We start from the raw sequence: 20,790 nt of genomic DNA on the forward strand, positions 1-20,790 counted from the left end.
GGGGGGGGGGGCAGGCAGGCGGGCGCGCGGGCCGAGCGCCTCGCGCGACGCCACTTCGCCCGCCGCTCAGCGCAGGCGGTCCTCGTCCGGGACCGGCCCCGCATCGCGCGCGGGGACGCCCATCACGCGGCGACCGGCGGGCACCGCCTTCGTCACGACCGCGCCCGCGGCGACGAAGGCGTCGGCGCCGATCTCGACGCCCGGCACCAGCACCACGCGGCCGCCGACCCGCGCGCCGCGGCGGATCGTGGCCCCCACGAGCACGATCCCGGCCGGGTCGAGCGCGCCGTCGAGGGTCCGGGGCGCGCGGCCCATCCGGTCGTCGTTGGTGGTGCAGACGCCCGGACCGAGGAAGACGTCGTCCTCGACGACCGACCCTGCGGTCACGTAGACGTCGGTCTGGATGCTGACCCGCGAGCCGACGGTCACGTCGCAGTCGATGGTGCTGCCGCGACCGACGACGGTGTCGGCCCCGACCGTCGAGCGCTCGCGGACGAACGACTGGTCGCCGACGATCGTGCGGGCACCGATCGAGGCCCCGACCAGGACCACCGCCCCGGCCCCGATCGTCGCGCCGGCCTCGATCCGCAACGGGGTCGGCGGCTCACCGCTGGCGGCGGCCGATCCGGCCCGCAGCCGTGGCGGCTTGCCGAGCACCGCGTGGTCCCCGACGACGACGCCCTCACCGACGACGGTGCCCGGGTGGATCACCGTGTGCGAGCCGATCTGGGCCTGGGGCCCGATCGTCACGTCGTGGTGCACGACCGCGTGCGGGCCGACGATCGCGCCCGCCCCGACCGTGCTGCGGGCGTCGACGACGGCGAACGGTGCGACCCGGACCCCGTCGGCGAGGCGCGCGTCGGCGCCGATCATCGCGCCGCCGCTCGCCGTGGCCTCGGGATCGACGACCGCGGTGGGGTGGATCGTGGGACGGATGCTGTCGCGGCGCGCCATCCGGGGAGCGTAGTCGGCGGCGCCGGATCGTCGGTTGGGGGTGCGGGCTGCGGGGCGGGTGGACAGTCACCTAGGCTTGCCGGTAGTGCAGAGCGCCGACGGCAAGCCCGACCTCGACACCGACGCGGCGGCCGCGCGACCCTTGCGGGGCGCGATCGTCGGGTTGGGGATGATGGGGCGGCACCACGCGCGGCTGCTCCAGACGTCCGGTCTGACGACCTTCGCCGGGGCGGTCGACCCCGGTGGGGACCGCCACGGGGCCGTCCAGGACCCGTCGCTCGTCTTCGCGACCGTGGCCGACCTGATCGAGCACGGACGCCCCGATCTCGCGGTCGTCGCGGTGCCGACCGAGGAGCATCTCGCCGCCGTCCTCGAGCTGGTCGCGGCCGGCGTCCACGTGCTGGTCGAGAAGCCGCTCGCCGACACGCCCGAGCGCGCCCGCCAGCTGATCGCGGCGGTTCGCGCGTCCGGCGTCCGCGGGGCCGTCGGGCACGTCGAGCGCTGCAACCCGGCCCTGCGGGAGATGCGGCGACGGATGCGCGACGGGCAGCTCGGCCAGGTCTTCCACGTCGCGACCGAGCGGATCGGGCCGTTCCCGGCCCGGATCCGCGACGTCGGCGTGGTCAAGGACCTCGCCACCCACGACCTCGACCTCGTCGGCTGGCTCGGCGGTGACGGCGAGGTCAGCGGCGGCGTCGTCAGCCTCGCGGCCCAGACCCAGCACCGGATGGGGCGGGAGCACGAGGACCTGGTCAACGTCGTCGGCCGGCTCTCCGGCGGGACGACCTTCACCACGATGGTCGACTGGCTGTCGCCGACCAAGGTCCGCCAGACCCGGGTGCTCGGCGAGCGCGGGATGCTCGTCGCCGACACGCTGACGGCCGACCTGACCTTCTACGCCAACGGCGAGGTCTCCAGCGAGTGGGACGCGACGCGCACCCTGCGTGGGGTGAGCGAGGGCGACGTCACCCGCTACGCGCTCTCCCGCCGCGAGCCGCTGCTGGTCGAGCTGGAGGAGTTCTGCGGCTACGTCCAGGGCCGCCCCGGAGCGTCGGTGGTGACGCTGGAGGACGGTCTGGCCGCCGTCGACCTCGCCGACGCGGTCCTGCGGAGCGCGGCGACGGGCGAGAGCGTCCACCTCGACGGCCGCCCGCCCGCGGACGGGGTCGCCGAGAGCACGGCGACCGACGTGTCGGCGGGGACGAGCCCGGAGGGCCGCCGGTGAGGATCGTCGTCGTCGCCCTCGGCAAGATCGGCCTGCCGCTGGCGGCCTTCGCCGCGCTGCGCGGGCACGAGGTGATCGGCTGCGACATCGACGCCGAGCTGGTGGCCGAGATCGGCGCCGCGCGGGAGCCGTTCCCGGGGGAGGCCGGACTCGCCGAGGCCCTGACGACGACGGTCGCCGACGGCCGGCTGCGGGTCGTGACCGACACGGTCGCCGCGGTCGCCGAGGGCGCCGACCTGATCCTGCTGGTCCCGCCGCTGGTGGTCGACGCGGCTGCGCGACCGAAGTGGGGCGCGGTCGACGCCGCGGTGACCGCCGTCGGCGAGGGCCTGCGGCGCGCCGTCGACGCGCGCGGGACGGCCGCCGGGCCGGACGGCGACCCGCCGAGCGTGGTCGTCGAGACGACCCTGCCGGTCGGCAGCACCCGCCACCGCGTCGGTCCGCTGCTGGAGCGGGCCAGCGGTCTCCGCGAGGGCGTCGACTTCCACGCCGCGCACAGCCCCGAGCGCGTCTACAGCGGCCGGATCTTCGCGGACCTGGAGACCTACCCGAAGATCGTCGGCGGGCTCGACGAGCCCGGCGAGGCCCGGACCGCGGCGCGCTACCGCGAGCTGCTCGGGGACCAGGTCGAGGTCCGCGCGCTCGGCAGCGCCGAGGCGGCCGAGCTGACGAAGCTCGCCGAGACGACCTACCGCGACCTCAACATCGCCTTCGCGAACGAGCTCGCCCGCCACGCGGACCGGATCGGCGTCGACATCCAGCCGGTGATCGACGCGGCCAACAGCCAGCCGTTCAGCCACATCCACCGCCCGGGCGTGGCGGTCGGCGGCCACTGCATCCCGGTCTACCCCCGCTTCTACCTCGAGGGCGACCCGGGCGCGACGCTGCCGGCGGCCGCGCGCGAGGTCAACGAGGCGATGCCGGCCTACGCGGTCGAGATGCTCGCCGGCCTGCTGGCGACCGAGGCGTCGCGCGCCGCCACCGATGCGGCGGCGAGCGGGGACGCGGGCCACGGCATTGCGCCGGAGGCCCCGGGCGACGCGCTCGCCGGACGCCGGATCGCGATCCTCGGGGCGGCCTACCGCGGGGACGTCAAGGAGACGGCGTTCAGCGGGGTCTTCGGGGTCCGCGACGCGCTGCGGGCAGCCGGGGCGGTCGCGCTGGTCGCCGATCCGCTCTTCTCCGACGACGAGCTGCGCGGACTCGGGCTCGAGCCGTGGGACGGTGGCCCCGTCGACGGCGCGATCGTCCAGACCGACCACACCGCCTACCGGCGTCTGGTCCCCGCCGACGTGCCCGGCGTACGGGTCGTCGTCGATGGTCGCGGGGTCCTCGACGTCGACGCCTGGCGGGCCGCCGGAGTCGTCGTCCGGCGGATCGGACGCGACGCCCCGCGGGTACGGTGAACGCGCGCCGCATACGCTGAGCGGGTGCCGGACCCCGTGGGCAACCTGACAGCACCGAGGCAGGACCGCGCCGCCTGCGAGCCGTTCGACGTCTACCGTGCTGTGACTCCGTGAGTCGGATCACGATCCTGATCTTGTCGGTGAACGACGCGCGGCTGCTGCGGTGGTCGCTGCCGGCGGCGTGCGCGCAGGGCGCCGACGAGGTCGTCGTGATCGACAACGCCTGCACCGACGCGACCCCCGAGCTGTGCGAGCAGTTCGGCGCGCGGCGCCTGCGCCTGACCCGCCGGCGGGGCTACGCCGCGGCGATGAACGCCGGCCTCGCGGCCTGCGGCGGCGACTGGATCCTCTGGTGCAACGCCGACTGCGTGCTCGAGGACGGCTTCCTCGAAGCGCTCCGGCCGCACCTCTACAACCCGGCGCTCGGCTCGGTCGTGCCGCGCTTGATGCGGGCGGGCGGGCTCGACCCGGCGTCGCGGATCGGCGAGCTCGACGCCGCCGGGATCACGATCGACCGCCGCCGGCGGACGGCGCTGGTCGGGCACGGCGAGTCGCCCGAGCGCTTCACCCGGATGGGTCCGGCGTTCGGCGGCGACGGCGCCTGCGTCCTCTACCGGCGCGAGTGCCTGGAGGAGTGCGCGATCGGACTCGAGGTCCTCGACGAGGACATGGGCCTGTGGGGGACGGACGCCGACCTCGCCTGGCGCGCGCAGCTGCTGGGCTGGGAGAGCCGCTACGAGCCACGCGCGGTCGGCTGGCACATGCGCTTCTCCAGCCCCTCGACCCGCAGCAAGGTCGACCGCGCGCACCTGCGCCTGCAGTTCCGCAACCGGCGGTTGATGATCGTCAAGAACGAGACCGGCCTCGGGTTCCTGCGGGCGGCGCCGTGGATCGTCGGCCACGAGATCGCCTCGCTCGGCTGGGCGCTGCTGCGGGAGCAGTTCCTGTTGCGGGCCTACGTCGACATCGCCCGGCAGCTCCCGGCCGCACGGCGGCGGCGACGCTGGGTCCAGCAGCGCCACCGCGCGGCGCGGCGCGGGCAGGGTCGTGCGGCACTCGGGCGGCGTCCGCCGCGCCCGCCGTTCGGGATGCTCCCGCCCGGGGCGCCGGTCGAACGGCCACAGCCGCCGACGCCGCCCGGCGAGCAGGCGCAGCCGGTCCGCTAGCGGGCGAGCGGCGGGCGGGTCGTGAAGCTGACGGTCAAGGCGGGCCGGAAGACGGCCAAGCCGGTCGGGATCCGGGTCTCGCGCGGGCGCCGCTGAGCGACGTCGGGCCGGCCTCGGTGGCCGGCCGCGCGCGCCGGCTAGATCCCGACGACGCCCGCTCCGTCGGCGGGCTGCGGGTCGGCGTCGACGGTCTGGACCGACGGGCCGAAGCGGATCGTCATGTCGCTCAGCACGGCCGAGCCGAGCTGGCGTCCGCGGCCGACGAAGCCGAGCGGCCCGTCGGGTGCGATCGTCCAGTCGGCCGACGCCAGGCGCAGCCGTCCCAGTGCCTGGACCTCCGCGAAGGTCGTCCGGCCGTCGAGCCGTTGCGCGGTCGGCATCGGCAGCCGCCGCCAGCCGGGCGTGCGCAGTCGCGGGACCGCCCGGACGGACGCGATCGGCTGACCGGCGAGGCTCGCGCGGGCACTGATCGGCCCGTCCCACGACTGCTCGAAGTCGGCGAGGTCCTTGGGGATCCCCCACAGGGTCCGGCCGCCGGCCAGCGAGGCGGGGCTGTCGACCCAGATCCGCGGGATCGTGGTGATCGGCTGGCGACCGCGGCGGGCGACGACCGCCAGCAGCAGCTCGTCGTAGCTGAGCACGCTGCCCGGCTCGTAGCGCACGAACGCGGTGATCACGAAGGCGTGGTCGCCACGGGTGACGGGGGCGACGCCGTCCGGCATCCGCTCGCCGAGCACCGCCCGCATCTCGCTCGTCGGGACCCGCCAGGTGGTCATCAGCATGCTGCCGCCGAGATGCCACGGCTCCGGCGGGTAGGACGCGGTCGCGGCGGTCATGCCCCGATCCTAACTGGCTGGCCAGCCAGTCGGGTGCGGAAGGGGGGCCTGGGCGCAGCGCTCGCGGCCCGCCCACGCTCAGCCGTGCGGGGTCGACGCGACGGGGGCAGGCGGGCCGGCCGCGACCACGGCCGCCGGGTCGTCGGCCCGCAGCAGCCGGTCGAGCTGCGCCGTCCAGGCCGGCAGCGCCCAGCGGCCGGCGGCCTCGCGGCAGGCCTCCCCGAGCAGCGGCCGCTCCCGCAGCGCCCAGACCACCCCGTGAGCGAGCGCCTTCGGGTCGCCCGGGGCGAACAGATGGCCGGTGACGCCGTCGCGGACCACGTCGACGAGCCCGCCGACGGCGGAGGCCACGACCGGGACCCCGGCGGCCAGCGCTTCGGCGGCGACCAGGCCGAACGGCTCGCTGCGGGACGGGACGACGACCACGTCGAGGTGGCGGAGCAGGCCGGCGGCGTCGCCCTGCCAGCCCCAACGCTCGACGTGCGCGGCCCGGGCGCGGCGGTCGAGCAGCCGGGCGTAGGTGGCGTCGCTGCCGTGGCGGTCGTCGCCGACCACCACGATCCGGACCTCGGGGACCGCCGCGCGGATCGACTCGGCCGCGGCGACGAGGTCGAGCGGGGCCTGGCGCGGATCGATCCGGCCGACGAAGCCGACGATCGGCCGGCCGTCGGCGGACCACGGGGCGGAGACCGCGGGCGGGTCGGGATCGACCGGCAGCCCGGTCGTGAGCACCGGCCGGCCGAGCCGGGCCCGGAGCGGCGCGGCGGAGGCGGCGGAGTTCGCCAGCAGCAGGTCGGCCGCGCCCCAGAACGCCGGCGGGCGGGCGACCTGCTCGTGGACGTGGAGGACGCTGCGGACCCCACCCAGCCCGCGAAGCGCCGGGAGATGACGGGCGGGAACGGCACCGTTGAGGTAGACGACGTCGTGGGCCTCGGCCAGCGCTCGCGCCTGGCCGAACGCCCGCACCGCGGTCAGCGCGCGTGCGCGGCCCGGTCCGCCGACCGGCAACGCCCGCCAGGTGACCGCGGCCGGGGCCTCGGCGGGCCGCAGCCCCTCGGGGCCGGTCATCGTGATCCGCCAGCCGCGCTCGCTGAGCCCGGGGGCGGCGCGCAGCAGCGCCAGCTCGGCCGTACCGGGCCGGTCCATCGCGTGCACCACCAAGAGCGACGGCATCGTGGACCTAGGCTAGTGCCCCGACCGGCCGTCCGTGTGACCGGAACGTCGCGTCGGCCGCGCGGCCGCTACCGCTGCTTGACCCGGAACGAGACCGAGCGGCTGACGAACCGCTTCGAGCCGGCCTTCCAGCTGATCCGGGCGACCCCGGAACGGCGGACGGCGATCGACTGCGAGAGGAAGCCGTGGCGGTCGGTCGTCAGGCTCTTGAGGTGCTCGAAGCGGCCCTTGCCGGTCTGGATCTGGACGTCGACCTTGCGCTTGCCGGCGCCGGGCCGGACGTGCGCCCACAACGGCAGCTTGCGGCTCTTCCCGAGCGTCCGACGCGGGACGAAGAAGGCCAGCCGGTAGGCGTTCAGGGCCGGCTTCGCCTGGCCCTCGCGCTTCGACCCGGGACCGAAGCGAAGGCCGCTCTGGAACGTCCCCCAGCGGCTGTCCTCGTCCTTGGCCCCGGAGATCGGAGCGTCGTCGTAGAGCAGGAACTGCGAGAGCGTCCGGACCTGCGGGTTCTTCCAGGCGAGGTACTCGGCCTGGTTGTTCCAGACGGCCTGGGCGGTCAGCGACGGTGCCTGCGGGTCCGGCGGGTTGCTCTGGTAGCCGTAGTCGGTCAGGTAGAGCGGGACGGTCCGGCGCTGCTGCCCGTAGCGGCCCATCACCCGGTCGAGCTGGTCGCCGAGCGAGCCGATGTTGGCCATCGTCACGAAGTAGTCCGGCGAGCCGGAGGTGGTCGTCGGCGACAGCGTCAGCTCGTACGGGTGGTGGGCGTAGCCGGTCATCCGGAAGAGGCCGGGGTGCTCGCCGGCGAAGGCGGCGGCGTCCGGGGTCGCCGGGCAGCCGACGGCGGTCGCGGCCGCACCGGTCAGGAACGCGAGCTGGTCGTCGAGGCAGTAGAGCCGGCGCAGGAACCGCAGCGGCGGCATCGCGTCGGAGACGGCCTTCAGCTTCGAGGCGGGGTGGACGCCCTTCGGGGCGGTCTCGCCGATCAGGATCGTGTCGTTCGCGTGGCCGGTGTCGCCGAGCGACTTCCAGGCCGCGTCGACGAGGCCGCGGTAGAGCTGCGGGGAGGCCTCGACCGGCTGCTTGCCGATCGCCTTCCACTGCGGGGACAACCAGACGCCCTGGTTCGGCTCGTTCCAGATCGTCCAGTAGCTGAGGCGCGGCAGCGGAGCCTTGCGGCCGGCGGGCACGAAACGGCCGCTGTAGCGCGTGCCGAGCGCGGCGACGAACGCCCCGAACTCGACCGGGCTCGGGTTGGTGACGGAGTCCAGGCGCGGGTCGAAGGACCCGGACCCGGCCCACTTCGGCATCGGTGCGGTCGGGTTGAGGTCGACCTTCATCCCGCGGGCGACGATCGCGTCGACGACGCCGTCGAGGGTCGTCCAGCTCGCCGCCGGATACGCGTTGGGGTCGCTGCCGTCGAACCCGGTGGGCTTGACCTGCTCGTCGATCGCGGGCGCGATCCGGTTCCAGAACGCGGTCACCCGGACCCGTTGGACCCCGAGCGCCTTGATCTCGTCGAGCGTCCTGTCGCGGACCTTCAGGTCCTTGGAGAGGATCCTTGGGTCGTCCTGGAACATCGATTCCAGGCGGGGATCGGCCGACGCGCTCGCGGCGGGGAGCGCCAGCAGCACGGCGACGGTCAGCAGGATCAGACGGCGCATGTGCAAGCAGTCCTAGACGATCGTGCGACGGAGCGTCGCAGTTGTCGATATCACGGCGTGGTCACGGCGCCGGCGGGCGGCGGCGTGGCGGTGGTGCCCGCCGGAGGCGTCGTGGGCGTGACCGGGGGCGTGGTCGTGCCGGCGGGCGGGGTGGTCGTGCTGGCCGGGGGCGTCGCGGTGCCCGCGGGCGGGATCGCGACGCCGTTCCTCTTCGCCTCCCGGGCGGCCTTCGCGGCGGCGCGCTCGGCCTCGCGAGCCTGGCGCTTGCCGACGATCTCCTGGTTGGCGGCGATCGCGACCAGCCGCGCGGGGCGGTAGGTCGGGGCGAGCTTGAGCGCGACGCCGGCCGCCTGGAGCGCGGCGAACGGTCGGCCGGCGACCTCCTGCTCGAACTGGGCCAGGCGCGCCCAGCTGTCGGGCACGGCCGGTTCGAGCTCGACCGCGGCCTGGTAGAGGCGGCGGGCGCCGGCGACGTCGTCCTTCTCGACCAGGACCCGGGCCAGCGTGTAGTCGGCCTCGAGCGAGAGCGGATCGAGCCGGCGGGCGTCCTGGGCCCGGCGCTCGGCGGTCGTCACGTCGTTGGCGGCCAGCGCGGTCAGGGCGGCCTCCTGCTCCTGCTCCGAGCGCCACGGCTGGACCAACGAGAAGCAGGCGATCACGGTCACCGCGAGCACCGCGACGGCGATCGCGGTCCGCGGCGAGCCGAGCGACAGCGGCGGACGGCGGCCGATCGCGCCACCGGCGAAGGCCGCCTCGGCCCCGCGGCCGGCGACCCAGCCGGCCAGCAGCATCATCGGCAGCGCGACGCCGGGGACGAACCACGTCCAGTCGGCGACCGAGGCGACCGCGAAGGTGGCGACGATCGCGGCGGCGGCGGCGGTGCCGTCGCGCTCCGGGCTCCGGGATCCTGCCCGCAACGGCCCCCAGACGCCGAGCGCGCGGGTGGCGGCGGCGATCCAGGTCAGGCCGAGCAGCAGCTGGACGAGCATCCCCGTCCAGCCCATGTCGGCCAACGTCTGCGGGACCCACCCGTGAGCGTGCCGGGCGACCGCGCCGCTCTCGAGCCGGGCGCGGGGCTGGACCGCCTCGAAGCCGCCGGCCCCGACGCCGTGCAACGGCTGGGCCCGGTACAGGCGGGTCGCCTCCCGCCAGTACAGCGAGCGGGCCGAGCTGACCTCGCTCAGCCGCGACGGGTCGCTGGACGGGATCGCCGCGGTCGGATCGGTCAGCTGGGTGTAGGCGTTGGAGATGCTGCCGGTCAGGCCCTTCGGGCTCGACGCGAGCACGCCGATGCCGGCCAGCGGGATCACCGCGACCATGCAGGCGACGAACACGCCGAGCCGACGGCGCTCCTGGCTCTGCATCCCGGTGAAGACGGTCGCGAACTCGATCGCGAGCCCGACCAGCAGCAGGAAGACGATCGTGGCCGCGAGCAGCACGCCGAACTCGGTCCCGGCCGACTCCCGGGCGGCGAGCACGACCTTGTCGGTCGAGAGCGCCGAGTTCGCGAACGCCCAGATCCCCACGAAGCCGCCGCCGAGCACGCCGACGGCGAGCACCAGCAGGCTGTGCAGGCGCCGCGGGGCGAAGATGATCCAGACGACGATCCCGATCCCCGCCGCGGCCAGGCTCCCGCGCGAGTAGGACTGGAGGAGGGTGATCACCGCGAGCGCGGCGACCGGATAGGCGAGCGCGTTGAGCGGCCGGTAGCCGTTGCGGCGCGTACCCAGCCAGAGCGACAGCACCAGCGTGAAGGCGGCGATCGAGCCGATCGCGTTCCAGTAGCCGATCGGCTCCTGGAGGCGCGCGTAGAGCTGGTCGGGATCGAGCGCGGTCGGGAAGACCTTCGACGCGAGCCCGAGCCCGATCACGATCGTCGAGCCGAGCAGGATCCCGCCGAGCGGGGCCTGCCAGCGGCTGGGGGCGAGCCGCGCGGCGGCGACCCCGCCGGCCATCGCGGCGACGTAGGCGATCGTCCGGTTGGTCTCGAACCACGACAGGTCCGGGGCGACCGACCAGGTGATCGAGAGGCCGGTGAAGACGACGACGGCCGCGGCGGCGAGCAGCGTGCCCGCCCCCCAGTTGCGGGCGGCGCGGGCGGCGAAGAGCGCGGCGAAGACCCCGACGAGACCGGAGATCGCCGTGATGGCGAGCAGCGGCGGGGTCGTCGCGCTGACGCTGTTGCCGGTCTGCGCGCCGAGCACGGTCCAGACCAGCAGCCCGGCGACGAGCAGGACCCAGGGCGCATCGCCCCGGACGAACCGCGGGACCTGGGGGCGCCGCGGTAGGCGAGGACGCCGTCGCCGACGGGGCTCGGGAAAGAGCGGGAGCTCCGCCGGGGGCGGAGCTGATCCCGGGGTCGTGACGTCAGCGGGCACGTCGTCGGCGCAGGGCCTGGACTCCGGTCGCGGCGCCGGCCACGCACGCCGCGCCACCGCCGGCGATCAGCGCCAGCAGCAGCGGCAGCGGGAGCGCGGCACCCGACGAGCCGAGGTTGAGCGAGGACTCCGGGACCCGCACGCTCTTGAGGGCCATGTCGCTGTCGGCCTTGCCCTTGGCGGCGGCAGCGGCGGCGGCCGCAGCGGCCTCGGTCCCCTGCTGCTCGGTGGCCTTGGCGGCGGCGCTGATCGAGCCGGGCTCGTCGGCGCCGTTCGTGCCGGTGCCGCCGGTGGTCGTGCCGGTCCCCGCCCCGGTGCCGGTGGTGGTGCCGGTCCCGCCGGCGGTGCCGACCCCCGCGCCCGAGCCGGTCCCGGTGCGGGCCCTGTTGCTGCCGTTCCCGCCGCCGGCCCCGCTCTTCTTGCCGCCACCGTTGAGGGCGCGGCTGATCACGTCCGAGCAGTCGTTGTAGTCGCCGAGGCTGCCGAGGCCCTGCAACGCCTTCTTGAGCTCCTGCGGCGTGTAGCTGCCCGTGATCGCCCCGTCGGCGCACTGCTGGTAGATCTCGCTGCGGGCGTCGGCGGAGGCGCCGGCTGGAACGGTCGCCAGAGCGAGCACGGCGGCGAGCAGGAGCGGGGTGAAGCTGAGTCGGTTGCGCACGTAGTTTCCCTCGGTGTCGGGCGGCGGCGCGCCGTGGACGTCCGTCGTCCACGACCAGCCTGTCAACGCTACCAACCGCTCTCGGGCCGTCGAGTTGCGGTGGAAGGACGATCAGCCGGAGCGCTCGGCGTCCTGCACCGCCGCCAGCATGCCCGTCGCCCACGCCGAGAACGTATACGCCGCTGCGTCGCGACGACCTGCTTCCCCGAGCGCCTTCGTCGCCTGCGGATCGACGACGAGGTCGGTCAGCGCGCGGGCGAGGTCGAGCGGCTGGCCGGCCGGGACGACCCGCCCGTTGCGGCCGTCGCGGACGAGGCCCCCGGCGACGGCGCCGACGGCGTCGGTCGCGACCACCGGCACCCCGCGGTGCAGCGCCTCGTTGCAGACCAGGCCCCACGGCTCGAGGAAGGCCGGGGTCCGCTCCGAGGGCACGCAGAGGACGTCGCTGCGGTCGAGGGTCGCGCGGACCTCCTCCGGCGAGACCGGTCCCAGGGCCCGTGCCCCGGGCAGCCCGGCGTCCGACGCCGGCTCGGGGCCGAGCAAGGTCAGCTGGGCGCCGACGGCCTCGTGCAGCTTCGCCTGGCGCCAGGCGACGAGCAGGATCTCGAGGCCCTTGCCCGGGGCGTCGCGGCCGACGAACGTGATCCGGAACGGAGCCTCGGGGTCGCGCGGGGCCGGCGGCGGCTCGATCCAGAAGCCGGGATCGACCGCCTGCGGGGCGGTGTGGACGCAGCGCCCGCCGAGCGCGCGGACGTGAGCGGAGACGTGCGACCCGTAGGTGGCGATCGCGTCGGCGTCGCGGACGATCCGGCGCAGCAGCGGCCGGGCGAGCAGGAACGGCGCCGTCGTCGGCTCGTGCCACATCGCGCTCCAGAGCACGAACGGCGTGCCGCCGCTGCGGGCCCCGCGCCAGGCGCTCGGCAGGGCGATCCGGCCGGCGGTGCCCGCCACCACCGCCCGCCAACGGCCGCGGGCCGCCGCCAGCCGGTGGACCTGGCGCTGGCCGATCCGGTGGACGGGGACGCCGACGTCGGTCGCGACCGAGCGGGAGAAGTGGTGGTCGCGGCCCTCGAAGACGGCGATCTCGACCGGCGCCAGCTCGGCCAGCGCGCGGAACGCCCCGACCCGTTCCGGGGGCACGCGCGAGGTCACGATCAGGATCGGTCGCGAACGGCGGTCGGCGGTGCTCATCGGCGGTCGGCCGCCCCGGCGAGGGTCCCGCGGTAGGCCCGAACCGTCTGCCGGCCGCAGCGTTCCCAGGTGAACGACTCGGCGACCGTCCGGCGGGCGGCGAGCCCCAGCCGGCGGCGGCGGGCCGGGTCGGAGAGCAACGCGTCGATCGCGGAGGCCAGCGCGGTCACGTCACCGGGCGGGACCAGCACGATCCCCTCGCCGGCGGCGGCGATCTCCTGCGGGCCGGGCTCCCCGAGCGCGGCGACGACCGGCATCGCGGCGGCCATCGCCTCGACGTAGGCGACGCCGAACGCCTCGTCGACCGACGGCATCACGAACAGGTCGGCCTCGCGCGCGGTCTCGAGCGCCTCCGCGTGCGGCAACTGGCCGAGCCACTCGACCCGGTCGTCGACCCCCAGCTCGGCGGCGAGCCGGACCAGCGCCGGACGCTCCGGTCCGTCGCCGACGATCCGGTAGTTGGCCCCGGGGTGGCGGTCGCGGAGGACCCAGAGCGCGCGGATCACGTCCTCGTGGCGCTTGCGGCCGACGACGTGGGCGACGGTCACCAGCTGCGGCTCGGGACGGGAGCGGTCGGCCGGGCGCAGCAGCGGGCCGTGGCCCCAGCGGCCGGGGGCGCGGCGGGCGGCCGGCGGCGCCCCGTGGACGGGCGGGGTCGACCAGGAGCGGCCGGTGTGCCAGCGGTCGAGCGCGTCGGCGTCCGGGAGGTCGGTGCCGAGCCGCACCACACGGGTGTCGGTCGCGCCCAGCTCGGCGCAGCGGTCGGCGGTGCCGGCGCTGTTGGCGAGCACGAGGTCGGCGGCGGCGAAGGTCTCCTGGACGGCCTGCTTGCCGGCGGCCGATCGCGGGGCGGTGTAGTAGACGTCGCCGCCGTGCACGGAGACGACGGTCGGGACGCCGGGGACGGCCTGGGCGATCACGCGCCGGACGGCGTCGCCGGCGGGGACCGCGTTGTGGGCGTGGACGACGTCGAACGGGAACCGGCGGTGGAGCTTCCGGAGCGCGCGCCGCAGCGGCCGGGCGGCGTAGCGGCCCCAGGAACCGTAGCTGCGGCCCCGCGGCGGGCTGTGGAAGCGCACGTACGTGATCGGGATCCCGTCGATCTCGGCCTCGCGCGGCTGGGCGCGCATCTGCCGCAGCGTGCGCAGCAGGTCGCGGGGACGGGTCGCGCGCGGCGGGACCGGCCGGTGCAGGACGAGCACGTGCACCTCGGCGCCGGCGTCGCGGGCGGCGAGCGCCTGCTGGTGGGCCCAGATCCCGAGCACGGGGTCGTCGGCGCGGGGGTAGAACTCGGCGACGACGCAGACCCGCAGCGGGTCGGCCGAACCGGTCGGCGGGGCCGCGACGGGAGGCGCGGACTGGGCGCTCGGGCGGGGCACGTCCGCCCAGGCTACCGTTACCAACGGTCACATAACGACGCGCCGCGACGGCCGTCGCGCGGCGAATCGAAACGGGACGCCAGGGGCGCTGGCGAGCCGGGCGCGTCCGGCCGTCGACTACTCGCCGGGCAGCTGCTCGTGGCGAGCGATCGTGCCGATCTCCCAGCGCGGCAGGTACGGCCGCTCGGCCAGCAGCGCGCGGGCCGAGGCCAGCGCCTCGTCGCGCGAGTAGCCGCTGCCCGCCGGGGCGGCGAGGTGCCCGACCGGCAGCGCGTCGACGATCCCCAGCCGCCAGCAGTGCTCGGCGGCTACGGCCGCCCAGTGGGCGTCGAGGCCCCAGCCCATCCCGGTGCCCTCGGGGAACGGCAGCAGCAGGTCGGCGGCGCGGCGCGAGATCGCCGTGACCGGGCCGATCTCGACGAAGGTCGTCTCACGCCAGAGCGCGTCCGGCACGCGGCGGGTGACCGGCCAGGCGGCGTGGCCGTGACGGCGGTGGGCGGGCTGGGCGAGGTCGAGGTTGGCGGCGACGCAGAGCGCCAGGAAGCGGTCGAGGAAGCGCGGAACCAGCTCGACGTCGTCGTCGACGATCAGCAGCCAGTCGGCGGGCAGCGTGCCGTCGGCGTCGAGCGCGGTCTCCTCGATCGTGCGGAAGCGGGGGCGGCCGGCGGGGTCGACGACGCGCAGGTCGACCTGGTGGCGGGAGGACGCCAGCCGCGTGACCATCCGGGCGACGGTCTCGGCGTTGTGGGGTCGGGCGGGGATCACGATCGTGATCCGCTGCGACGGCGTGGTCGCGGCCAGCCGGTCGAGCCGCTGGTCGACGTGCTGGCGCCGCAGCTGGAGGTCGAGCCAACCGTCGTAGGCCCGCAGCAGCGCGGCCCGGCGGCCGGCGACGTGGCCGCTGGTGCCGGCGAGGAAGTCGTCGACCCCGGCGATGGCAGGGCCGGCTGGGGCGTAGCCGAGCAGCGCCTCGCGCAGGCGGCCGGCGGCGTTGGCGGTGGTCCAGCGGTGGGCGTCGTCGCGGTGGCGGACGAGCCCGGCGAGGTTGCCGGCGAGGGTCCGCAGCTCGCGGACGAGCGACGGTGCGGCGCCACCGCGACGGGCGGCACGGAGGTCGGCCTGACGGGCGGCGTGGCCGCGGTGCCACTGGGCGCGGACCAGCGCGCGGGTGGTCGCGTCGGCCGGGGCCCGGCGGTGGACGACGCCTGCCCCGGCGACGTAGCGGACGCGGCCGCCGCTCTCGCGCAGCTGCTGCAGCCAGACCTCCTCGTCCCCGCTGGGCATCGTGTGCGAGGGATCGAACGGGCCGACCCGGTCGATCGCGGAGCGGCGCACGGCCAGGTTCGCGCCCCACAGCCGGTCGGTGTCGCGGTCGGCGGCGGGCTCGAGCACGAGCCGGCTGATCGGCGGCAGCCGCTGCTCGGCCGGGTCGTCCGGGCGGCCTTCGAGGCGGACCTCGATCGGCCCGCCGAGCGCGTCGAGCTCGGGGTCGGCGGCCGCGGCGTCGAGCAGCGCGGCCAGCCAGCCGGGCTCGACCTCGACGTCGTCGTCGAGGAAGCAGACCAGTTCGGCGTCGGTCGCCGCGATCGCCGCGTTGCGCGAGGCGTTGAGGCCCCGCCGCCGCGGGTGGGTCAGGCAGCGGACCCCGTGGTGGACGGCGACGGCACGGGTCTCGGGCGACGGCCCGTCGTCGACGACGAGCACCTCGACGCCGAGCTCGTCCGCCTGCGGAAGCACCGACTGCAGCGCGTGATCGAGGTAGTCCGGGCGTCCGGTGGTCGGGATCGCGACGGCGGCGGTTGGACGGGGCACGGCCAGGAAGGCTAGTGACCTTTGGTAACACAGCGGCCCGAGCGGTTGAGAGGGCGGAACGACACCGCGGGCGAATGCGATGGCAAAGGGAAAGGTCAAGCAAGCAAAGTACGCTCCACGACGATGCCGCCCGCGCCGACCAGCTTCCCGGTCGCCGACCCGATCGCCTTCCTGACCGGCACCTGGACGGTCGTGCGCGAGGTCCACGACGACCACAGCGGGCTCGACGGGACGTTCACGGGGACCGCCCGGTTCGTGCCCGAGGGCGACGGCCTGGTCTGGATCGAGGAGGGCCACCTGCGGCTCGGGAGCCACGAGGGCGAGGCGTCGCGGACGCTGCGGATCGTGCCCGAGGGCGACGGCTGGGCGGTCCGCTTCGAGGACGGACGGCCGTTCCACCCGCTCGATCTGCGGACCGGGGTCAGCGTCGTCGACCACCCGTGCGGCGAGGACCACTACGTCGGCGGTCTGCGGGCCGAGAGCCGGGACGCGGTCGAGATCCGCTGGCGGGTCTCCGGGCCGACCAAGGACCAGACGATCGTCAGCCGGTACACGCGGTGATCCTGCACCTCCACCACCGCTACCGCACGCTCGGGGGCGAGGAGCGCGCGATCGCCGGGCTGCGCGCGCTGACCGAGCAGCGGCTGGGGGAGCCGACCGCGCTGCTGGAGCGGGACTCGGCCGCGATCGGCGGCGGCCGGGCGGCGGCTGGGCTGCTGGTCGGCGGGCTCGACCCGAACGAGGTGGCGGACGAGGTCCGGCGGACCGGGGCGCGGATCGTCCACGCCCACAACGTCCACCCGACCTACGGCTTCCGGGCGCTGCGGGCGGCGCGCGAGGCTGGCGCCCGGGTCGTCCTCCAGCTGCACAACTACCGGCTCGTCTGTGCGATCGGGACCTGCGTCCGCGACGGTCACGACTGCACGCTCTGCCACGGCCGCGACCTTCGTCCCGGGCTCCGTCACCGCTGCCGCGGCGGGCTCGCCGAAGGGGCCGCCTACGCCGCCGGGCTGGTCCGGCAGCAGCACCCGCTGCTCGACGCCTGCGACGTGGTGGTCGTGCCGAGCCGGGCCGCGCTCGAGCGGCTGGAGCAGCTCGGCGCCCCGCTGCCGGCGGGCCGGGTCCATGTCGTCCCGCACCCGGTCGAGGCCGGGCCGGCGGCCGACGGCCCGCGCCGGAGCGACGGTCCGGCCGTGGTGGTCGGGCGGCTGGCGCCGGAGAAGGGCACGGCGACGGCGATCGAGGCGGCGCGGATCACCGGGCTCCCGCTGGTGATCGCCAACGACGGGCCGCTGGAGCAGGAGCTGCGCGCCGCCGCCGCTGACCTGCCGCAGGTCCGCTTCGCCGGGCGGCTCGACCCGGCCGCGCTCGACGCGCTGCGGGCGGACGCGTCGGTCGAGCTGGTGCCGTCGCTGGCCCACGAGACCTTCGGCCTGGCCGCGGCCGAGGCGATGCTGCGCGGCCTGCCGGTGGTGGCCAGCGACGTCGGGGCGCTGCGCGAGCTGGTGCCCGACGACGCTCGGGTCCCGCCCGGCGATGCGGCGCCGCTCGCGGCGGCCTGGCTGCGGGTGGCCGCCGACCCGACCGCGGGAGCGCGCCAGCGGGAGCTCGCGGCGCGACTGACCGCGCCGGAGACGGTCGCCGAGCGGCTGGGGGCTGCCTACGCCGCCGCGCTCGCGTCGCCCTAGACTCCGGCCGATGACGTGGCTGCTGACCGGCGGAGCCGGTTACATCGGGTCCCACATCGTCCGCGCGTTCCGCGCCGCAGGCCGCGAGGTGGTCGTCTTCGACGATCTCTCGTCGGGCTTCCGCGAGTTCGTGCCCGACGACGTGGTCCTGCACGAGGGACGGTTGGAGGACCCGGCCGCGGTCGCCGCCGCACTCGACGCGCAGCCGCTCGCCGGGGTGATCCACCTCGCCGGGCTCAAGTACGCCGGCGAGTCGGTCAACGTCCCGCTCGACTTCTACCGCGCGAACGTCGAGGGCACCCGGGTCCTGCTGGAGGCGATGGCCGCGCGCGCGATCGACCGGTTGGTGTTCTCGTCCAGCTCCGCGACCTACGGGACCGCCGAGGGCGAGATCGTCACCGAGGACGACCCGCAGCGCCCGGAGAGCCCGTACGGCGAGTCGAAGCTGATCGGCGAGTGGCTGATCCGCGATCAGGCCCGTGCGCGCCCCGCGCTGCGGCACACCTCGCTGCGCTACTTCAACGTGGTCGGCTCGGGTCCGGCGCTCGGCGGGGTCTCGCTCGTCGACCACAGCCCCTACAACCTCTTCCCGCTGGTCTTCCGGGCGCTGGCCGCCGGCCGCCGCCCGAAGCTCTTCGGCGACGACTACCCGACGCCGGACGGCTCCTGCATCCGCGACTACGTCGACGTGGCCGACCTCGCCGAGGCGCACCTGCGGGCCGCGGTCCTGCTCGACGATGGCGTCGCGCTCGACCCGGCCTACAACGTCGGTCGGGGCGAGGGCGTGTCGGTCCGGCAGATCCTCGACGCGATCCTCGGCCAGGTCGCGGCGGCCGGCGTCGACGGCTACGACGTCGTCCCGCGACGGGCCGGCGACCCGGCCCGGATCGTCGGCTCGGCCGCGCGGATCGAGCGCGACTTCGGCTGGAAGCCGAGCCTCGACCTCGAGGCGATGGTCTCCGGCGCCTGGGCCGCCTGGAACGCTCCGGGCACGGCCGAGCGCGAGGCCGCGCAGGACGCTCGCCGGGCGGGCTGAGGGACGGGGGCGACCGGCTCCGGGCCGTCTGGAGCCGGGGACCGGCGAGCGTGGGGAACCGTCCCGCGGGGCTTCCGGCGGCTGACGGTCCGGGCGGCCTACGGCGGCTCGACGAGCCTCCGTGCGGCGACCGGAAGGCCGTGGTGCGGGTCGCGCGCACGTAGCGCGAACCCGCGAGGCGCTACCCCTGGGTGCTGCGGAGCCAGGCGACCGTGTCGGCGATCCCCTGGTCGAGCGGGATCCGCGCCTCCCAGTCGAGCAGCCGCTTCGCCTTGCTGACGTCGGGCCAGCGGCGCTGGACGTCGACGTCGAAGGTCGGCAGGTGCTCGAAGACGAGCTCGTCGGTCCGGCCGCACTGCTGCCAGATCACCTGACAGACGTCGGCGATCGTCCGCTCGTCCGAGGCGCTGATGTTGAAGTCCTCGTTGAGGGCGGCGTCGTGGCCGGTCGCGGTGACGATCCCGTCGGCGATGTCGTCGACGTGGGTCAGGGTCCGGGTCTGGTCGCCCTGGCCGAAGATCGGCAGCGGGGCGCCCTGGGGCAGCGCCAGGACCTTCTTGATCACGTCGGGGACCATGTGTGCGATCCCCGGCTCGTCCTCGGGCACCTCGCCCGGGCCGTAGGCGTTGAACGGGCGCACGATCGTGTAGGGCAGGCCGTGCTCCTGATGGGCGGCCTTGACCTGGATCTCGCCGGCGAGCTTGGAGAAGCCGTAGGCGGAGCGCGGCGTCGGGACCCGCTCGACGTGCTCCTCCTTGGTCGGGAACTCGGTGGTCTCCTCGAAGACCATCGAGCTCGACACGTAGGTGAAGCGCTCGACGCCGACGGCGATCGCGGCGCCCATCACGCTGTTGTAGAGCGACGAGTTGACGTCGGTCAGCGTGTAGGGCAGCTTGTGGAAGTTGCCGATCCCGCCGACGATCGCGGCCAGGTGGATGACGTGGGTGCAGCCGTCGACCGCCCGCTTGGCCTCGTCGCGGTCGCGCAGGTCGCCCTGGTGGATCTCGCAGCCCTCCCGCATCCAGGCGGGGGCGTCCCGCTGGTCGGACACGCGCACTTCGAAGCGCGGGTCGCTGAGCAGACGGCGGACGACGGCGGCACCGATGGTGCCGGCACCGCCGGTGACGAGAACGCGAGGCATCGGGCGGGAGGCTATCGAGCCGCGGTGGGCGTCCGGCCAGCGGTCGCGAGCGCCCGCGGTCAGGGGCGGTGGGCGATCAGGCTGAAGAGCACCGGCAGCGGCGGCTGGTCCGGCCCGTAGCGCAGGCGATAGAGCCCGTCCGCCTCCGCCGTCAGCGCGCCGAGCGGGCACTGGTCGGTCTCCAGGTGCTCCTCGAGGTGGTCGACGACGAGCCCGGCGCGGGCCGCGGCGGTGACGTGCTCGCCGACGCTCCAGGCGGCGTTGGCCGTCGCCGTGTCGGGCGCGGGTTCGCCGTCGGCGATCGGGTCGCCGTTGTAGTCGTCACCTCCGCCGTCGAACGCCAGCAGCGTACCCCCGCCGTACGGGAAGTCCGCCCGCAGCGGAGCGACGGTGTCGAGCATCGCGAACAGCGGGTGGAGGTCGATCAGGACGAGCCGCCCGCCCGGGCGCAGCAGGCGGGCCGCGGCCGCCATCCAGCGCTCGAGGTCGGGGATCCAGCAGGTCACGCCGATCGTCGCCCAGACCAGGTCGAACGCGCCGTCCAGCTCCGCCGGGGGATCGCTGGCGTCGGCTGCGACGAACCGCACGGCGACCCCGCAGCGTGCGGCCCGCTCGGCGGCGTGGTGGAGGGCCGTCGGCGACCGGTCGAGGGCGGTGACGTCGGCCCCGAGCCGGGCGAAGTGGATCGCGTCGGACGCGAGGTGGCACTGGAGGTGCAGCACGCGCTGCCCCGCGAGGCCGTCCGGGGCGACCCGCGCGAGCGCGCTCGCCTCGCTGGCCCACAGCGGGCTCTCGCCGCGGACCAGCGCCTCGGTGTCGTAGAACCGCCCCGTGCCGCGGGCGTGGCGCTCGGCGAGCGCGTCCCAGAAGCGGGCGTTGAGGCCGTCGGCGGTGGCCGCGTCGACGGGGCGGCCGTCGGGGGTCGTCGTGCCACCTTCGGGCGGTGCGGGGGAGGCCATCGCTCGAGCCTAGCGTCGCCGCGCAGGTGGACCTGGTCGGCCGGCCGGGCTGTCCTTTCGGGGCGAACCTGGCGAGGGAGATCCCGGAGCGCGGGAACCGCTAGGGGCACCAGCTACGAGCCGATCG

The 20,790-nt window shown here is 75.7% G+C and carries 17 protein-coding genes; 6 read left to right on the top strand and 11 right to left on the bottom strand.

Translation table 11 applies throughout. The features are described from left to right. Positions 1-66 precede the first annotated feature (66 nt). The gene (locus tag ACVUH9_RS13190) at positions 67-954 is read right to left on the bottom strand and encodes a DapH/DapD/GlmU-related protein (protein WP_475757623.1); all 888 of its coding nucleotides are present in this window, start codon (positions 952-954) and stop codon (positions 67-69) included. Between the two features lie 85 nt (positions 955-1,039). Here ACVUH9_RS13190 and ACVUH9_RS13195 point away from each other — a divergent pair, with 85 nt between their 5' ends. The 3 genes from ACVUH9_RS13195 (at position 1,040) to ACVUH9_RS13205 (ending at position 4,751) form a co-directional block, all read left to right on the top strand. Beyond that, on the top strand, positions 1,040-2,179 hold the full coding sequence (locus tag ACVUH9_RS13195; RefSeq protein WP_475757625.1) for a Gfo/Idh/MocA family protein: 1,140 nt from the start codon (positions 1,040-1,042) through the stop codon (positions 2,177-2,179). Beyond that, positions 2,176-3,585 carry a nucleotide sugar dehydrogenase gene (locus tag ACVUH9_RS13200; protein WP_475757627.1) on the top strand — a complete coding sequence of 470 codons (1,410 nt, stop codon included), beginning with the start codon at positions 2,176-2,178 and terminating at the stop codon, positions 3,583-3,585. Before ACVUH9_RS13195 ends, ACVUH9_RS13200 begins: the two co-directional genes overlap by 4 nt. A 110-nt stretch (positions 3,586-3,695) precedes the next feature. After that, complete coding sequence (locus ACVUH9_RS13205; protein ID WP_475757629.1) at positions 3,696-4,751, top strand: glycosyltransferase family 2 protein; 1,056 nt, start codon at positions 3,696-3,698, stop codon at positions 4,749-4,751. A 137-nt stretch (positions 4,752-4,888) separates the two neighbouring features. On the opposite strand, the gene ACVUH9_RS13210 is transcribed toward ACVUH9_RS13205, so the two are convergent. The 8 genes from ACVUH9_RS13210 to ACVUH9_RS13245 form a co-directional block, all read right to left on the bottom strand. Next, positions 4,889-5,587: an acetoacetate decarboxylase family protein gene (locus ACVUH9_RS13210; protein ID WP_475757631.1), complete on the bottom strand. Its 699-nt coding sequence runs from the start codon at positions 5,585-5,587 to the stop codon at positions 4,889-4,891. A gap of 78 nt (positions 5,588-5,665) precedes the next feature. Then, on the bottom strand, positions 5,666-6,760 hold the full coding sequence (locus ACVUH9_RS13215) for a glycosyltransferase family 4 protein (RefSeq protein ID WP_475757633.1): 1,095 nt from the start codon (positions 6,758-6,760) through the stop codon (positions 5,666-5,668). A 68-nt stretch (positions 6,761-6,828) separates the two neighbouring features. After that, positions 6,829-8,421 (bottom strand): glycoside hydrolase 5 family protein, encoded by a 1,593-nt coding sequence (locus ACVUH9_RS13220; RefSeq protein WP_475757635.1) that lies wholly within the window; start codon positions 8,419-8,421, stop codon positions 6,829-6,831. 50 nt (positions 8,422-8,471) lie between these two features. Beyond that, positions 8,472-10,799 carry an O-antigen ligase family protein gene (locus tag ACVUH9_RS13225; RefSeq protein ID WP_475757637.1) on the bottom strand — a complete coding sequence of 776 codons (2,328 nt, stop codon included), beginning with the start codon at positions 10,797-10,799 and terminating at the stop codon, positions 8,472-8,474. Beyond that, positions 10,789-11,457, bottom strand: a complete 669-nt coding sequence (locus ACVUH9_RS13230; RefSeq protein ID WP_475757639.1) for a hypothetical protein — start codon at positions 11,455-11,457, stop codon at positions 10,789-10,791. The genes ACVUH9_RS13225 and ACVUH9_RS13230 overlap by 11 nt, the downstream gene beginning before the upstream one ends. Before the next feature lie 111 nt (positions 11,458-11,568). Then, complete coding sequence (locus tag ACVUH9_RS13235) at positions 11,569-12,648, bottom strand: glycosyltransferase family 4 protein (protein WP_475757641.1); 1,080 nt, start codon at positions 12,646-12,648, stop codon at positions 11,569-11,571. Continuing rightward, a complete protein-coding gene (locus ACVUH9_RS13240; protein WP_475757643.1) occupies positions 12,645-14,027 on the bottom strand; it encodes a glycosyltransferase in 1,383 nt (460 codons plus the stop codon). Before ACVUH9_RS13240 ends, ACVUH9_RS13235 begins: the two co-directional genes overlap by 4 nt. Positions 14,028-14,144: 117 nt before the next feature. Next, on the bottom strand, positions 14,145-15,839 hold the full coding sequence (locus ACVUH9_RS13245) for a glycosyltransferase (RefSeq protein ID WP_475757645.1): 1,695 nt from the start codon (positions 15,837-15,839) through the stop codon (positions 14,145-14,147). Between the two features lie 123 nt (positions 15,840-15,962). Here ACVUH9_RS13245 and ACVUH9_RS13250 point away from each other — a divergent pair, with 123 nt between their 5' ends. Genes ACVUH9_RS13250 through galE form a run of 3 tightly spaced genes read left to right on the top strand, consistent with a single transcriptional unit; the run spans position 15,963 to position 18,563 of the window. Then, a complete protein-coding gene (locus ACVUH9_RS13250) occupies positions 15,963-16,400 on the top strand; it encodes a DUF6314 family protein (protein ID WP_475757647.1) in 438 nt (145 codons plus the stop codon). Beyond that, the gene (locus ACVUH9_RS13255; RefSeq protein WP_475757648.1) at positions 16,397-17,527 is read left to right on the top strand and encodes a glycosyltransferase; all 1,131 of its coding nucleotides are present in this window, start codon (positions 16,397-16,399) and stop codon (positions 17,525-17,527) included. Before ACVUH9_RS13250 ends, ACVUH9_RS13255 begins: the two co-directional genes overlap by 4 nt. Positions 17,528-17,537: 10 nt before the next feature. After that, entirely contained in the window at positions 17,538-18,563 is a 1,026-nt protein-coding gene (gene galE / locus ACVUH9_RS13260) for a UDP-glucose 4-epimerase GalE (protein ID WP_475757649.1), read from the top strand. A gap of 181 nt (positions 18,564-18,744) precedes the next feature. On the opposite strand, the gene ACVUH9_RS13265 is transcribed toward galE, so the two are convergent. Next, positions 18,745-19,704 (bottom strand): NAD-dependent epimerase/dehydratase family protein, encoded by a 960-nt coding sequence (locus tag ACVUH9_RS13265; RefSeq protein WP_475757651.1) that lies wholly within the window; start codon positions 19,702-19,704, stop codon positions 18,745-18,747. A 59-nt stretch (positions 19,705-19,763) separates the two neighbouring features. Further along, entirely contained in the window at positions 19,764-20,663 is a 900-nt protein-coding gene (locus ACVUH9_RS13270; RefSeq protein ID WP_475757653.1) for a class I SAM-dependent methyltransferase, read from the bottom strand. Positions 20,664-20,790 lie beyond the last annotated feature (127 nt).

The sequence above is a fragment of the Patulibacter ginsengiterrae genome (genome assembly GCF_056269115.1).